This window comes from uncultured Duncaniella sp. (genome assembly GCF_910577345.1).
Classification (GTDB): Bacteria; Bacteroidota; Bacteroidia; order Bacteroidales; family Muribaculaceae; genus Duncaniella.
Map to the genome: position 1 here is coordinate 85,281 of NZ_CAJTMT010000005.1, position 15,640 is coordinate 100,920.

The 15,640-nt window shown below is 49.2% G+C and carries 13 protein-coding genes; 8 read left to right on the forward strand and 5 right to left on the reverse strand.

What is annotated here, in order from left to right; translation table 11 throughout:
- Positions 1-17: 17 nt before the first annotated feature.
- The 3 genes from QZ310_RS03885 to QZ310_RS03895 form a co-directional block, all read right to left on the reverse strand.
- On the reverse strand, positions 18-920 hold the full coding sequence (locus QZ310_RS03885; RefSeq protein ID WP_297070568.1) for a DUF5683 domain-containing protein: 903 nt from the start codon (positions 918-920) through the stop codon (positions 18-20).
- Between the two features lie 74 nt (positions 921-994).
- A complete protein-coding gene (locus tag QZ310_RS03890; RefSeq protein ID WP_297070570.1) occupies positions 995-1,876 on the reverse strand; it encodes a ParB/RepB/Spo0J family partition protein in 882 nt (293 codons plus the stop codon).
- A gap of 141 nt (positions 1,877-2,017) precedes the next feature.
- A complete protein-coding gene (locus tag QZ310_RS03895; protein ID WP_297070572.1) occupies positions 2,018-2,794 on the reverse strand; it encodes an AAA family ATPase in 777 nt (258 codons plus the stop codon).
- 259 nt (positions 2,795-3,053) lie between these two features.
- Here QZ310_RS03895 and QZ310_RS03900 point away from each other — a divergent pair, with 259 nt between their 5' ends.
- From QZ310_RS03900 to QZ310_RS03935, 8 genes are all read left to right on the forward strand, one after another.
- Positions 3,054-4,502 carry an ATP-binding protein gene (locus QZ310_RS03900; RefSeq protein ID WP_297070575.1) on the forward strand — a complete coding sequence of 483 codons (1,449 nt, stop codon included), beginning with the start codon at positions 3,054-3,056 and terminating at the stop codon, positions 4,500-4,502.
- Positions 4,503-5,118: 616 nt separating this feature from the next.
- Complete coding sequence (locus tag QZ310_RS03905) at positions 5,119-7,209, forward strand: hypothetical protein (protein ID WP_297070578.1); 2,091 nt, start codon at positions 5,119-5,121, stop codon at positions 7,207-7,209.
- Positions 7,210-7,553: 344 nt separating this feature from the next.
- A complete protein-coding gene (locus QZ310_RS03910) occupies positions 7,554-7,832 on the forward strand; it encodes a type II toxin-antitoxin system Phd/YefM family antitoxin (protein ID WP_297070580.1) in 279 nt (92 codons plus the stop codon).
- A gap of 3 nt (positions 7,833-7,835) precedes the next feature.
- A complete protein-coding gene (locus QZ310_RS03915; protein ID WP_297070582.1) occupies positions 7,836-8,108 on the forward strand; it encodes a Txe/YoeB family addiction module toxin in 273 nt (90 codons plus the stop codon).
- 186 nt (positions 8,109-8,294) lie between these two features.
- Positions 8,295-9,455, forward strand: coding sequence for a PDDEXK nuclease domain-containing protein (locus QZ310_RS03920; protein WP_297070584.1), 1,161 nt, complete (start codon positions 8,295-8,297; stop codon positions 9,453-9,455).
- A gap of 282 nt (positions 9,456-9,737) precedes the next feature.
- Complete coding sequence (locus QZ310_RS03925; RefSeq protein ID WP_297070586.1) at positions 9,738-12,668, forward strand: N-acetylmuramoyl-L-alanine amidase; 2,931 nt, start codon at positions 9,738-9,740, stop codon at positions 12,666-12,668.
- A 42-nt stretch (positions 12,669-12,710) separates the two neighbouring features.
- Entirely contained in the window at positions 12,711-14,051 is a 1,341-nt protein-coding gene (locus tag QZ310_RS03930) for a glycosyltransferase (RefSeq protein ID WP_297070588.1), read from the forward strand.
- Positions 14,048-15,010: a DUF4922 domain-containing protein gene (locus QZ310_RS03935; protein ID WP_297070590.1), complete on the forward strand. Its 963-nt coding sequence runs from the start codon at positions 14,048-14,050 to the stop codon at positions 15,008-15,010. The genes QZ310_RS03930 and QZ310_RS03935 overlap by 4 nt, the downstream gene beginning before the upstream one ends.
- Before the next feature lie 5 nt (positions 15,011-15,015).
- Here the strand turns inward: QZ310_RS03935 and QZ310_RS03940 are convergent, their stop codons facing one another.
- Both QZ310_RS03940 and QZ310_RS03945 read right to left on the reverse strand, forming a co-directional pair.
- Positions 15,016-15,360, reverse strand: a complete 345-nt coding sequence (locus QZ310_RS03940; protein WP_297070592.1) for a type II toxin-antitoxin system HicB family antitoxin — start codon at positions 15,358-15,360, stop codon at positions 15,016-15,018.
- A gap of 1 nt (position 15,361) precedes the next feature.
- Positions 15,362-15,613 (reverse strand): type II toxin-antitoxin system HicA family toxin, encoded by a 252-nt coding sequence (locus tag QZ310_RS03945; protein WP_297070594.1) that lies wholly within the window; start codon positions 15,611-15,613, stop codon positions 15,362-15,364.
- Positions 15,614-15,640 lie beyond the last annotated feature (27 nt).

The window sequence follows — 15,640 nt, forward strand, 5'->3', positions numbered from 1 at the left end:
GTTGAAGTGATGGGAGTTCAGAAGTTCAGTGCCCAGTAGAACCCTACGCTCGGAAGCGAAAGTTTCCCCGGGTTGTCGCCCGGAAGCAGTGTCGGAGCAATGTCGACACTCAGGTCAGGCGTTATGTCGAAGTGGGCGAGCTGCGCATCGACGTAGGCATCAATCATGGCTATGGCATAGACTCCGACCATACAGATGATGCAGAGGTCACGGTTGCGCCGGTAATAGTTTTTGCGACGGCGCAGCAGGTCCGTGAGCCATGTCTTGTCGAGATCCTCCTCCTTGACCGTCGGAGCGAAGAAGTCCATATAGCTTTTTGTCGTCGGGTCATTGTCCATTATATCGGAGTAGGCGCGGGTGTAGTCGCGCAACATCGTATTGTTCCAGTTTGTAGCATAGCCGAGTCCCATGTAGGCTCCCACCACAATCGGCAATTTCCAATATCTGCGGTTGTAGAGCTGTCCGAGTCCCGGGAAAAGAGCCGACATCCATACGGCTTTAGTCGGGTTGGGCGTAAACGTGAATTTCTGCTCAACCTTCAGCCCGGCAATGGAATCGTTGGGATTCCGCAGGGGTGCATTGATGATGGCCACCGAATCAATCGGAACCATGCTCACGGAGTCACCGCTGAACGATACACTGTCGAGCACCACCATTGAGGGCTGCGTGAGAGGCTGTCCGATAAGGATACTGTCAGGCAATTCATTTGCAGGATTCGTGGGTCGGCGCTGAGGTCTGACAGGGCGGTTAGGCTTGACAGGGCGCTGCCGGGCGACAGAATCTGTCACCACCGGAGATGCCTGCTGAGGATTTTCAGAAAAAATGTTAAACGGGCATGTCAGCACGATTATAATCATGCCGACAAGCACGCTCACGAGAGGTCTTATGTAGTTATTATCTTTTTCCGCTGCTGATTGCATTTGTTCTTATGCGACTGTAGTTCAAACGATTGGCCATTCACAAGAGCGGCATCCGCCGGTCCGTGTCCAACCGTTCACTGCTTTGCAGTGTCAAAGATAGCAATTAATCTTTCAAGTTCCGCCTCATCGCGGAAGGAAAATGATATTTTTCCCTTGCCGGAGGAGTCGCAAGTAAGCTTGACAGGGGTGCTGAAACGCTGCGAGAGATGATTTTTTAAAATATCATAATCATTGTTAGAAAATCTTTTGCTCTCCTCTGCCGGGGTCTTACCTTCAAGCGCGGCCTGCTGATACTTCTTGGCAAGTTCCTCGACACGGCGCACCGAAAGCCCCTGTTTGAGTATCTCCTCATAGAGACGCAACTGAAGCTTGGGGTCGTCGATGCTCAGCAGAGCGCGGGCATGGCCCATGTCGATGCGCTTGTCGCGTAATCCGAGCTGAACCTCAGCGGGCAGGCGGAGCAGACGCAGGAAGTTGGCGATGGTCGTGCGCTTCTTGCCGATTCGTTCGCTGAGCCGTTCCTGCGTAAGATCGTATTGCTCGATGAGCTTCTTGAATGTCAGGGCGATTTCAATCGCGTTGAGGTCCTCACGCTGGATGTTCTCGATAAGAGCCATCTCGGTCAGCTCCGCATCGTTGGCGGTGCGGATATAGGCGGGGACAGTTGTCAGCCCGGCCATCTTTGCGGCGCGGTAACGGCGCTCACCTGCGATTATCTGATATGTGTCCGGCCCGGTCTTGCGCAATGACAGAGGCTGGATTATACCTAACTCACGGATTGAACGCGAGAGTTCCTCCAGCGCCTCCTCGTCAAACAGAGTTCGGGGCTGGTCGGGGTTGGGTGAGATTCTTGAAATCTCTATATCGTTTATAGCTGATGTGCCACGGGCTGGAGCATCGTCCATTGCGATGAGCGAATCAAGCCCACGGCCAAGAGCCGGACGTTTCGGCAGCATTGTTGTTTCTCCTAATTAATTAATCAAAACTGTTTAATCAAACCAAACTGTTCAATCAAACCAAACAGTTAATTCACAACGGGTAAAAATGCCAACGACAAATCCACCCATCATGAATTACGAATCATGCATCATGAATTCTCACGAAGCCATCGCCCTGTTTTTCGCGATAAGCTCGCGGGCGAGGGAGATATGCGACGTCGCGCCTCTCGACAGCGGATCATAGAGCAGCGCGGGAAGGCCGTGGCTCGGTGCCTCGCTGAGACGGATGTTGCGGGGAATGACAGTGTCGAACACCATTGGGCCGAAGTGGCCTTTCAGTTCCTCATAAATCTGGTTTGCGAGACGCAGACGCGCATCATACATCGTCAGCAGGAAGCCTTCGATTTCGAGCGTCGGGTTGAGCTTTGATTTGATGATGCGGATGGTGTTGAGGAGCTTGGTGATTCCTTCAAGGGCGAAATATTCGGCCTGGACAGGGATAATCACAGAATTGGCGGCAGTGAGCGCGTTGACTGTGATGAGGCCGAGCGATGGAGAGCAGTCAATCAGGATGTAGTCATAGTTGTCGGCAACCCTGCCGATGGCTTTCTTCAACACATTCTCGCGCGAAGGCTTGTTGATAAGCTCGATCTCAGCTCCCGCGAGGTCAATGCGCGAACCGACGAGTTCGAGCCCCTCGCAGCAGGTGGCCACCTGAGAACCCGCTACGGGATAGTCGTCGACGAGACATTCGTAAATCGACGAAGCCATTGATTTCGGATCGATACCGTAGCCCGATGTGGCATTTGCCTGCGGGTCGGCATCAATGATGAGAGTCTTTTTCCCTTCGGCTGCAAGAGAAGCCGCAAGATTGATGGTTGTCGTGGTTTTTCCTACACCGCCCTTCTGATTGGCGATAGCAATGATTTTACCCATAAGGTCTTTGTTATCAATTTTATGATGCAAAGTAACGAAATATATTGCTAACAATCACTCTCTCAACCCCCAAAACGTGTTAAAATGTTGAAAACTCACCCCGAATGTTAATAAACATGCCTGTAAACTTTCAACCGCCGTCAAATGTTAAATAAATAAACACTTACATAGCGCCAACGCTATGCTTCCGCAACGTTCCCGCTACCCGCTATTTTTGTCTGCTTCAACTATTTTTCCGTAAATTACAACTGTTTATATTATGAGACGATTTATAACTTTGACGATTGCCCTCTCACTTGGTGCCCTCGGGATGTGGGCCGACAGTCAGAGTGAGCTAAACGCCCATCTGAAGGCTTACAACACACGCATCTCCGCCCACCAATATCTTCCGGCAGCCCAGTCGGTCGCTTCGGCCGCATCAGTCTGCGCGGATGCCAAGAACTACGACGGTGCTTTCCGTCTGATAGGAAACTTCGACCAGGCTCTCGCCAAGGCCGGAATAGGACCCGACTCCCTCCCCGCTGTGCGCTACACGGCTGAAAAAGCCCGCTATGACACATATCGCCGCTTGAAAAACAATGCCTCCGCGCTCAAATCACTCTCGAAGATGGGCGCCTATGCAAAGAAGGCGGGGACAAAGGAAATTACTTCCGACATGCTCTTCAACGAGGCACAGTATTACTACTCCGTTGACCAAAACGCCAAAGGCGACCTCTGTATCGCACGCCTTATCAAGCAGTTCGACAGTTCCAAGGACTATAAGGCTGCCGACAAGGCCTACAAGGAAATCATCAACCGCGCCGTGTCGTCGGGCGATGCCGAACTCGTCGAACATACTTACGAAAACTACATGACATGGTCTGACTCCATCGAAGCCATCACCGCCGACACCGAGCTCGGCAAGGTCAAGAAGGAATTTGCAGAGTCGCAGGAGACAATCGCTGAAAAAGACCATACCATCGCAGCGCGCACCGGTTGGATCGTGACCTTCGTCACTCTTTTCGTCATCGCTCTCGCCGCTCTCGGTATCGGCGCACTGTTCTATTTCCGCATACTTGCCAAGAACCGCAAGATGAAGAAAACCGTGCAGGCTGCCAACGCACAGAGTGCCGCCAAGAGTGCCATCCTCCACAATATGTCGTCGCAGATGGAACCGACCCTCGAACGTCTTGACCAGTCCGACCCTGCCGTACAGAACCTTCGTGGCTATGTCAAACGTGTAGGGGAGCTTTCCGATGTTGAAAACTCTGAAGGCCATAGCGCCGATTCGCTCGAAGAGGTCAATCTCGACACATTCTGCGAGACAATCGTTGCAAAAGTCAGGCCGCTTGTCAAACCGCGCGTGGTCATCACCCTCAACGGCACCAAGGGTTATGCACTCATCAATCCGGAGGAAGTGGGCAAAATCCTCACCCATCTTCTTGAAAATGCTGCGAAATACACACCCGAAGGTGGCAAAATCACTCTTACATATAAGAAACGTGGAGCGAAAGTCCATCAGTTCATCGTCACCGACTCCGGCCCCGGTGTCCCCGAAGCGGAACGCGAAACCCTCTTCACAGCCTTCTCGTCGCAATGCGACATCGCCGAAGGCGACCGTCTCGGCCTCCCCATCTGTGCTCTCCGTGCCGAAAAAATCAACGGCAACCTCGCCCTCGACCCGGAAGTCACCACCGGCGCATCCTTCGTCCTGACCATCCACAATTAATATATCCACTAATATATCCCCCTTTTAATACATCAATTAATACACTCACCCTTTAATACATAATACATTCCCCCCTTTTCCACTAATTTAATTCATGCGGCTGCCTGACCGCAGCCACAGAAAGGAGGTGTTCAAAACCCTGTTGCGGGTGTGGCGTCATCAACCGCCACACCCGCAAAAACGTGAAATCAAAAGGCGTGACCTTGATTTTGGAATGTTTGGCAAGTATTCACCATTTTAATTGAATTTGTCTTCGGTGAAATTCTCGGATTTTTCGGTTGGTACACCCTCTGATTCAAAGAATTTTAGTAATTTTGCGCTCGGATTGAGGCAACTCTGTCCGCGACATATTGAAAAAATACGAAGCGTTATGCTCATCTTGTAAAGTGAAAACGTAGGAAATTTTCGACTTGATACAAGAGATGGCATAGTGGTTCTCACGCGCATAGCGTGGGCTGCTATTGTTACATATGTATCAAAGGTTTCCTACGACCCTCACTTTAGACGTGGCATAGTTGGCTCACGTTTTCTTTTTGTCGTTACCTCAACATTTGTTGAGAGTTAATTGTCACATTTGACGTAATTTTGCGTCTGAATTATAAAACGACATCTGCACATGGTAAAAAAGATTCTGCTTTTCACAATGCTCCCGGCAAATTTGGTCGCGTTTGCCGATGAACCAACCGACACAATCAAGACTCAGGAACTCAATGAGGTGGTGGTGGAGGCGCAAATGCAAAATACAACCGCCAATTCAACGACCTACTATCCTGACAGGAACAGTAAGCGAGCGGCTCAAAATGCCATCGACCTGTTGAATCAGATGAATATCCCGCAGATAAATGTCAATCCTATCAGTGGGTCAGTCCAGACTCCAAGCGGAGATGATGTGGCGATTTTCATAGATATGGAACCAGCTACGCAGGAAGAGAAAGATGCTCTGCGTCCGGAAGATGTCAAGAAGGTTGAATATCTTATGTTCCCCTCTGATCCACGATATAATCACGAGAAATATGTTATCAACATAACTCTCCGTCATTATGATTATGGTGGTTATGCCAAGGTGTCGGGTACGGGAAATGTGTTGGCAGGTTCCGGAAGTGGATTGGCGTATGCCAAGATGGCATATAAACGAATGACCTACGATATTAGCGTCAACGACAAATATACCGACAGACACAATACCGGTGATGAACAAATACAAGTGTTCAGATTTCCCGATGCAAATGGAAGTATCGACGAGATAACAAGGAGTAATCTTCTCGATTATAGCCGCTTCCAACAAAACCAGATTGGAGCATCATTCCGAGCCAAATATACTACGGAAAAAGTAATTCTGTCAAATAGTGTCTACTTTACCGCACAGAATACACCACATAGTGACAATAGTGGTCGATTACTCTTTTCATCGGACTTATTCCAGGAAGGAACTTATTCAAATACATTGAATTCGACTTATCTCTATCCTCGGTGGAGAGGCAATTATTATTTCGACCTCGGACGAAATTTCAAACTTAACGTAATTCCGTCACTGTTCTATGAGCATACTAAATACAGAAGATTGTATAATTCCAACGAAACCAATATTTTAACTGATGCAAAAGAGAATGCAATAACAGGACAGTTACAGTTCCAATTGAATAAAACTTTTAATAATCATCATACGCTTGACATCAATCTTCTGGGTATATACTATTACGACAAGGTTGAATATTCCGGAAATACATCCGTATCGCCGGTGTTCAATCAGTTTGCCTATGGCGGTTTCCTCGGCTATAGTTTTAACAAAGGAAATTTCTACGGGCAACTTGTAGGCGGTTTTGCAGGAGAATCCAACAAGATAAGCGGAGTGAGAACAAACAGTTTCATACCTCTTGCCGAACTTAATGCCCAATATGCGTTCAACCAAAAGAATTCTCTAAACGTATCTGCTCAATATTATGTCAACGCCGTGAGAGCTTCTGACAAAACGCCTGATATTATCCAAGAAAATGAATTGCTGTACAAAGTCGGCAACGTGCATTTGAAGAATACAAATTGGACGAAAGCAACGATAGATTACACATGGCTTCCGAATAATAAATTCTCTGTTTCCGCATCTTCCGGTTGGAGTAGATACTTTAACCACCCCGTTCCCGTGTTTACTCCTGACGGCCCCAATGGTATGATGCTCCGGTCAATTGAAAACAATGGCGATTATCAGGATTTTTACATTGGAGGGACATTGTCTGCAAAGTTGCTAAACCGGAGTCTTGTATTTCGATTGACTCCGAGAATGTGGTTTGAGAAGATGACAGGCATGTATGCCGATAACGCCAATTATCTATCAGTGCAATTATCTGCAACCTATTATCTGAAAAATCTCTACTTTTCCGCTTATTATTCATCTGCCAGTCGTGGTCTCGTTCAATATAGTTTGGAGTCAACCTCCGTTAAATCCAAGCCATTCTATCAGTTGAAGGTTGGTTGGAGCAATGGCAAGTGGAATTGCAGCGTGGCGGCAGTTAATATCTTCAGACGCAACTGGGTTAACCAGACTTCTTGTTTGAAAAGTCAATGGTTCGACCAATATACTACTGAATATAATGCCAGCAGCCATCAATTTGTCAGCATCACGGCAAGTTACACGTTCGGATTTGGCAAGAAAATCAAACGTGGAGATGAAATCCAAAACGTTAGCGGTGGAAATTCCGCAATCATGAAATAACCCTGATTCATAAGTCATACTATCAGCCCGACGAGAGAAAAACTTTCGCCGGGCTGACTCGCGTTTAGAGGAGTAGAACTAATATTTAGAGGAGTAGGACTAATGATGTAAACCTTTTCCTCGCCCAGGGTGGGACTGGCGGAAACCCATCTTTTCAAGAAGATGGTAGCTGGTAAGCTGCGAAGCTTCATGTTATCACCTTATTGGCTGCCAACCGGTAAAATGCAATATACCATTTAGCTGAATCAATCACTTTTTAATCAAAGGAATATTGCAAATCCGGATAAAAGTACTTATTTTTGTACTTAAATCATATTTTTAATTATTTCCTCAATTTTTTCCACATGCGCACCGCCAATTATTCGGAATTCCGGAACAATCTCAAAACGTATCTGAATGAGGTCATAAACGACCACGAACCACTATTGCTCCACAGGCAAGGCAATGAGAGTGTCGTAGTGCTGTCGCTTGCGGACTACAATGCCATCAGCGAGAGCCAATATATCATGAGTTCCCACGCAACCATGCAGGCTATTGCCGAAGGCATCCGCGAATTGAATGAAGGCAAGAAAATAGAACAGCAACCGGGTGAATCAGTCGATGATTTCTTAGCACGATTATAGGCCATGTATCAGCTCGTCTTCTCACCACGCGCCAAAAAAGATTACGGTTATTTCAAAAAGACAGGCAATAAAGCGTTACTGAACAAAATCGCCGAACTCCTGAAAGACATGATTGAACACCCATACGAAGGCATAGGCAAACCGGAGGCTCTGAAATATCAGCTCTCTGGCCTTTGGTCGCGCAGAATTAATTCAGAACACCGCCTCATTTATTCTGTTCATGAAAACGAGATACAGATACTCGTAATCTCCATGAGATACCATTACGAACTCTGACACAACGTTGACTTAAATACTTCATCCAATCATCACCTAATAATTTGTGCAATCCAAAATTTATAACTAAATTCGCCATAGCATCAATGAATTATCTAATGTCAACAAATAGTATAGATACATAAGCCAATATGCACTCGGCAAGTGTTTTGGAAAAGTAATTATTCATTGTAAATTTAATACCGAATGAATCCTCTTCAAAATAATACCTCAGAGCTTGAGCAACAGTTTTTAGAGCTGCTGTCAATGATCAATTATCACAGAAGCCGAGCATCACATGCCGTGAATGAGCAGCAACTTCTCACTGCATGGAACGTGGGCGCATATGTTTCAAATAAGCTTAAGACTCAACAATGGGGCAGCAAGGTAGTCACTCAGTTTGCAGAGTTCATGAAAGTAAAGGTTCCGGAACAAAAGGGATTCAGCCGCAGAAATATCTACAACATGGTAATGTTTTACGAAGAGTATTCTTGCCAGTCTTTTCTTTCAACACTACAATCATATCTTCCAAGCTCATTTGTGCAGTTACCGACTGCACAAATTCTGAGTACTGATGTTAGGACTATCTCTGCACCATCTGAAATTGTGCAATTGCCGACTGCACAATTAGATCAAAAAATTGGACTAATGCCGGAGATACTGCTGTCAACCTCCTATACTAACCATATTGCGATCCTCAATCAGTGCAAATCAGCAGAAGAAAGGTTATTTTATATTATATATTCCAATAGAGAACGTTTGAAAGTAAAAGAATTACAGCGATGTATCAGCAATGATACTTATTCCACTCTCTTAGGTTCAAAGCATAACCTTTCGAAAGGTTTATTACAGACATATCCAAACGCACCTCTTGTTTTCAAGGACACGGCTTTTGTGGATTTTCTCGGATTGCCACAGAAACATTCGGAGAAGAGGCTACGAATGGGATTGGTAGAGCACATGAAGCAATTCATCCTTGAACTTGGCAAGGATTTTCTCTTTGTCGACCAGGAATATCAGCTTGAGGTGGGTGCAACGGTGTTTAAGGCCGACCTATTATTCTTTCACCGCGGACTACAGGCACTCGTTGCGGTGGAACTCAAACGTAAAAAATTCCATCCTTCGGATCTGGGACAACTGGAATTTTATCTTGAGGCTCTCGACCGAGATGTAAAACGCAGCAATGAGAACCCTTCTATCGGGATAATCCTTTGTCCGGAAGCAGATAAAACCGTAGTGGAATATGCGATGAGCCGGAGCATGAGTCCTACGATGGTGGCGGAATATAAGCGTCAGCTTATACCTAAAGAAAAAATGCAGACTTTGCTGAAGGAATACTGCGACTTTACTAAGCTGGAGAATAAATGAATAATGTCCTAAATCGGGGGAATTATGACCATAGACCATCTAAGAGGGTGTTTAAACCTACTGATTGCAGCGGGTGAATCGTGGACTCTATGACAGCAGAAGACTCCCGACGTATCAATTTTTTTCGTAACTTTACCCTCACAATCATTCCTGCCTTTTGGTTTAAAAAGTTTTAATCTACAGGTCTGAAAAGCGAAAGTTACTGAAATCGGTCGATTTTTATTCTCCGCAAGGGCTTTTGCTGACGGGCCAAAGTGTTATAATTGGCAGGAGGTTATCATTATGAAAAAACTACTGTCACTACTCATCATACTCTGTGCGCTGACTGCCGACGGCGCAGCAAAAAGGCCACGGACACGCTCCGCAAGGAAAGCCAAGACAACCAAGGTCGTGAAGACCCCGGCCGTGCCGCGTCCGGCACGCGAGCCGTTCGTGCGCCGTATCGATTCGCCTACCGACAATGCCACAGGCGGACTTGCCGGAAAGAACATAGCACTCTGGCAGAGCCACGGTCGTTATTTCGACCAGAACGAGGACAGATGGACCTGGCAACGCGCACGTCTGATGGGTACAGTCGAAGATCTGTATCCACAGGCCTACGTCCTCCCCTATCTGATTCCGATGCTCGAAAATGCCGGTGCCTACGTCCTCACTCCGCGTGAACGCGACGTGAACACCGAAGAAATCATCGTCGACATGGACGGCGGTTTCGCCCAAAAGACATATTCCGAGAAAAACGGGTCGGAAAAGTGGCAGACAGCCTCCGGAATCAACGGCTTCGGATATAAGAAAGATGTCCTCACCGGAACTGACAATCCTTTCCGCATGGGTACCGTGCGTCAGGTCCGCACAGTCAAGGATGAGAAGAAAGCCTCGACAGCTTGCTGGTATGCCGATTTCAAGAAAGCGGGAACTTACGCCGTCTATGTCAGCTACGCCTCCCTGCCCAACTCGGCACGCGATGCACGATATATCGTCAACTCCCTTGCCGGAAGCGAGGAATTTGAAGTGAATCAGCGCATCGGAGGCGGCACTTGGATATATCTCGGTTCATTCCCCTTTGCCGCCGGACAGAGCAAGACTCCTGTGGTGGAGCTTCTCAACGTCTCGTCGGAGGAAGGGAAGCTCATCACCGCCGATGCCGTTAAAATCGGTGGCGGCATGGGCAATGTCAGCCGTTCGGCTGCCGGAGGCGAAGCTACCGTCAGCACCTATCCCCGTTTCACCGAAGGTGCCCGCTACTGGATGCAGTGGGCAGGAATCCCGTCGAACGTCTACAGCGTCACAGGTGGAAAGGATGATTATGAGGATGACTACAAGAGCCGTGGAATGTGGGTGAACTATCTTGCCGGCGGTTCGTCGGAACTTCCCGGCCAGAAAGGTCTCGGCATACCGATCGACCTCTCCTTCGCCTTCCACACCGATGCCGGAACAACGTCCGACGCCTCATCCACCATAGGCACAATGCCGATTGTCTACACAAAGGGACAGAAGCTCGGCAACGGCGAGGCAAGAACTACCTCAAAACGCTTTGCCGATATTCTGACCGATCAGGTGGTCAATGACATACAGACACTTTACGAACCGACATGGAACCGCCGCAATCTCCGCGACCGCCCATATCACGAAGCGATGGAGCCGCAGGTCCCCTCGATGCTCATCGAGCTTCTGAGCCATCAGAACTTCGCCGACATGCGCTATGGACTCGACCCGACCTTCCGCTTCACCGTGAGCCGTGCGATATATAAAGGTATCCTGAAGTATCTGCATGAGAAGGATGGCATACCCTACATAGTCGAACCTCTTCCGGTGAGCCACTTCTCGATAAGCGGAGCGGACGGCGACTATAATCTTACATGGCAGGCTGTCGACGACCCTCTCGAACCGACCGCCAAACCGACATATTACATTGTCTACGAACGTGTGGACGGAGGTGCCTTTACGGAACTTGCCGTAGTCGATGACCCGCAACTTACAGTGAAGGTCAACGACAACCATATCTACAGCTACAAAGTCGTCGCTGCCAACAACGGCGGACTCAGCTTCCCGTCGGAAATCCTGTCGCTCTGCGACATTCCCGATTCGGATAGGCCACAGGTGCTTGTGGTCAACGGTTTCACTCGAATCTCCGGCCCGGCAGAGGTCTATGCAGAGGGGAAGATAGGCTTTGACTATGAGGAGGACCACGGAGTGCCCTACGTTGGCGACATCCATTTCACAGGCCACCAGACAGAATTCCGTCCGGAGGTGAAATGGACATCCAACGATGCCCCTGGCCACGGAGCAAGCCGCGCGACCCATGAGACCGAGATATTCGCCGGAAATACGTTTGACTTCGTCTATGTCCACGGACGTTCCATCCGTGCCGCCGGATTCCCCTTCATTTCATGTGGAGTGGATGCTTTCGTTGACCAAGGCAGTTCATCAGCCGCGATTGTCGACCTCATCCTCGGAAAGCAGAAGGAAATCACTGTCGGGACCTCTGAGGAACGCAAATTCAAGCCTTTCACCAACGAACTTAAAGTACGCCTTGCCGAATTCTGCAACGCAGGAGGCTCATTGTTCGTATCGGGAAGCTATATCGGTACAGACCTGTTTGACAACTCATTCAGCAGCGCTGACCAGCGCGTGGCCGACAGCCAGTTCGGACACACCTTCCTCGGTCTGCAATGGCGACAGGCAAAGGCGACTGTGACCGGCAAGGTCAGGGAGATCCGTGCGCGCTACGGCGAGTTCCGCGGGGGTCTGTCGCTGACATTCAACCAGCAACTCAACGCCGACTGCTATGCCGTCGAGTCGCCTGAATCGTTCGCACCGATGGACACAAGCTGCGCCTCACCGATACTGCGCTACACGGAAAACGACTATATTGCCGGTGTCGCCTTCGACCCGGGTTCACACCGTGCGGTCACCATAGGTTTCCCCTTCGAAACCATCACCGGCTCCTACGAGCGCGACGCGCTGATGGCTCAGATTCTTAAATTTTTCACCGCTCCCGAAGGTTCACATCCCGGTGCGCGCCCAAAGGTGCTTCCGGAAACAATAATCGGACTGGAGAGCCGACCGACAGTCCCGCCGAATCCATATTCCCGCAACATAGACCCGCGCGAGACCGCACAACGCTCCGAGGAAGAGGACGACAAACTGACCGACGAGCGCAAACGTAAACGCAAAGGTGAAAACGGGAAACAGAACCCCGACAGACTGACCTAAGCCACTCAACATAATAACCAACCACCATCACATTTCTCTGCAATGGCAAAAGCTAATATCCACTCGCGCCTCTCCACCGAGGCAATGCGCCATATAGCCCTTGAATCGGGGGATTCCCCCGTCATCATCAACCTCACGGATGACACCATCGACTTTACCCCATTCGGTCGCGAACGCCTTGAACGCACATTGAAGGAAACGGGTGCCGCGATTGTCTATTCCGACTATCATACCGTCGATACTGATGGCCGATATTGCCGTCATGAACTCATTGACTGGCAGTCGGGTGCACTCCGCGATGATTTCGACTTCGGGAAAACCGTGGTTGTCAATCCCTGGATGCTCCGTAAGGCTGTCGACGGAATGACCGAAGAGCATGCAGCCGCCGGATGGTATGACCTCCGTCTGCGGCTGTCACGCCTCGGCGACATCATCCACCTTCCGGAAGCACTCTACACCGCCCGCACAGCAGCGGTGTCGGATGATGCAAAGGGAGAAGCGCAGTTCAGCTATGTCGACCCGCGCAACCGCTCGTCGCAGATAGAGATGGAGAAGGCTGTCACGGCCCATCTCCACGCGCTCAATGCAGAAGTGGACCACACACAGCTTAAGAACATTGACTTTTCCGGCAACGGTTTCCCGGTTGAAGCGTCGGTCATAATCCCGGTCCGTGACCGTCACCGCACGATAGCGGATGCCGTCAGAAGCGCCCTTTCGCAAGTGGCGGACTTCGATTTCAATGTAATAGTCATCGACAACGGAAGCACCGACGGCACATCTGAAATCCTTGATGAGATTGCTTCAACGGAACCAAGACTGAAAATCATCCGCCCGACAACACAGCCCGCTCCCGGCATAGGCGGATGCTGGAACCTCGGGCTCCATTCAAAGGATTGCGGACGTTTTGCCATTCAGCTTGACAGCGACGACATCTACAGCCGTCCCGACACACTGCAAATGATTGTCGATAAATTCCACGAACGCAGATGCGCAATGGTCATCGGCTCTTACAGCCTCACCGACTTCAACGGCAATTCCCTCCCTCCCGGACTGATTGACCATGCGGAATGGACCGACGAGAACGGCCCCAACAACGCACTCCGCATCAACGGGCTCGGCGCTCCGCGAGCTTTCTTCACTCCGGTTGCCCGCGAGATAAATTTCCCGGATGTCAGCTATGGCGAGGACTATGCCATGGGGCTTGCAATCTCCCGTGACTATCCAATCGGACGCATCTATGAATCGCTCTACTCATGCCGAAGGTGGGAAGGGAATTCGGACCATGCACTCAGTCCAGAACGCATCAACCGCAACAATCTCTACAAAGACCGCATCCGCACAATCGAACTCCTTGCACGAATCGAAAAGAACCGGAAATCATGACGACCGACATTGATGCATTTCTGAATTCCGAACTGTCGGCGTGGCCGATGGCTGACGAGAATTTCAAAAGAATAAGGGATAGTTTTACGGATGGAAACCGCACCGTCATTTCAGATGGTGATTCCGCGTGGCAGACAGCAAAACTGTTTGTCAACCATCGCCGTGCGTCAATCACTGCCAAGACCGATGCCGCGAGCATAGCCGCACGCCGCTGCTTCCTCTGCCCCGCCAACCGTCCGGAATTTCAATCATCGCAACGGTGGAGGGACTATGAAATACTCATCAACCCCTATCCACTTGCGTCTACTCACCTCACCATCCCCTCAATCAACCACTGCCAGCAGTCAATCGAAGGCCGGATTCCCGACATGGCAGCGCTGGCAGTTGAGCTTGAAGGAATGTGTGTGTTCTACAATGGCCCGCGCTGCGGAGCCTCCGCACCTGACCATCTGCATTTCCAAGCGGTTTCACGCGAAGCGGTCGCAAACTTTTTCAACGATGCTCTCCCGAAAGAGGAAATCAACAATCCGTCTACACACACGACAAACAGTGGCAGGGTGAAACTCTACAGTTGCACTGCTTCACCCTTCCCATTCTTCATCATAGAAGCACAGGATACGGTCAAGCTTGAAACCATGATTATGAAAATAGTATCCGCTTTAAAGGCAATCCAGTCTGAAAGCGAGGAGGAACCTATGATGAACATTGCCATGCGATACGATAGCACTTCACGGCTGATAACCACATTCGTGATACCACGTGCAAAACACCGTCCGGAGTGCTATGGGCAGGAAAATGGACAGATGCTTGTCAGTCCCGCAACAATCGAGATGCTCGGGACAATTGTCTGCTCTCGCCGCGACGACTTCGACCGCCTCAACCTCAGCGAAGCCAATAGAATCCTCCGCGAAGTCGGACTCAATAAAGATGAATTCAGGAAGGTTATCGGAAAGTTATAGAAATATTATGAATGATATGCGTGACGAAGCTCATTGGTTATAGCTCTCGTCACGATCTGGTTCACGGTGCTGTGATGTTCGGATGCAAAGCGAGAAAGCTCACTGTGAAGTTCGGAAGAGATTCTCACAACAAAACGTCCGCTATAAGGCCTTGCAGGTTCCACTCCTCTTTCCCTGCAACTTTGAAGATAAAAATCTATCGCCTCCTCAAAATCAGCCCGAAGCGACTCAATTGAGTCACCTTCGTATGAAATCAGGGAACGGATGCCCTGCACTCTTCCAAAAAGACAATTATCCTCTTCGGAAAATTCAACTGAACCGGTATAACCCTTGTATTTAAGCTGTCCCATGTCACTTCTCTTTTGATTTTAAGTATTTTTCAACCAGACCATTCATATTGACAAATTCTATCATCTGCTTCAGCATGTATGCCTTGAATGAATTACCCGGATGAGGCTTATGCAAGATGAACGAAATCTGTCCGTCAGGACTGACAAACTCGCAACGAGAACCGGATGTGCGACCCTTATTGCTTTCGACAAAACCGAATATCTTGAACAGGCGCTTAGCCTCATCATAGGTGAAGTCGCTCGGCGCTTGCATGAAACGGTTTATCAATTTCTCTTTCGT

Coding starts and splice junctions, on each gene's coding strand:
- QZ310_RS03885 (WP_297070568.1), bottom strand. CDS start 920: ATGCAATCAGCAGCGGAAAAAGATAATAACTACATAAGACCTCTCGTG.
- QZ310_RS03890 (WP_297070570.1), bottom strand. CDS start 1,876: ATGCTGCCGAAACGTCCGGCTCTTGGCCGTGGGCTTGATTCGCTCATC.
- QZ310_RS03895 (WP_297070572.1), bottom strand. CDS start 2,794: ATGGGTAAAATCATTGCTATCGCCAATCAGAAGGGCGGTGTAGGAAAA.
- QZ310_RS03900 (WP_297070575.1), top strand. CDS start 3,054: ATGAGACGATTTATAACTTTGACGATTGCCCTCTCACTTGGTGCCCTC.
- QZ310_RS03905 (WP_297070578.1), top strand. CDS start 5,119: ATGGTAAAAAAGATTCTGCTTTTCACAATGCTCCCGGCAAATTTGGTC.
- QZ310_RS03910 (WP_297070580.1), top strand. CDS start 7,554: ATGCGCACCGCCAATTATTCGGAATTCCGGAACAATCTCAAAACGTAT.
- QZ310_RS03915 (WP_297070582.1), top strand. CDS start 7,836: ATGTATCAGCTCGTCTTCTCACCACGCGCCAAAAAAGATTACGGTTAT.
- QZ310_RS03920 (WP_297070584.1), top strand. CDS start 8,295: ATGAATCCTCTTCAAAATAATACCTCAGAGCTTGAGCAACAGTTTTTA.
- QZ310_RS03925 (WP_297070586.1), top strand. CDS start 9,738: ATGAAAAAACTACTGTCACTACTCATCATACTCTGTGCGCTGACTGCC.
- QZ310_RS03930 (WP_297070588.1), top strand. CDS start 12,711: ATGGCAAAAGCTAATATCCACTCGCGCCTCTCCACCGAGGCAATGCGC.
- QZ310_RS03935 (WP_297070590.1), top strand. CDS start 14,048: ATGACGACCGACATTGATGCATTTCTGAATTCCGAACTGTCGGCGTGG.
- QZ310_RS03940 (WP_297070592.1), bottom strand. CDS start 15,360: ATGGGACAGCTTAAATACAAGGGTTATACCGGTTCAGTTGAATTTTCC.
- QZ310_RS03945 (WP_297070594.1), bottom strand. CDS start 15,613: ATGCAAGCGCCGAGCGACTTCACCTATGATGAGGCTAAGCGCCTGTTC.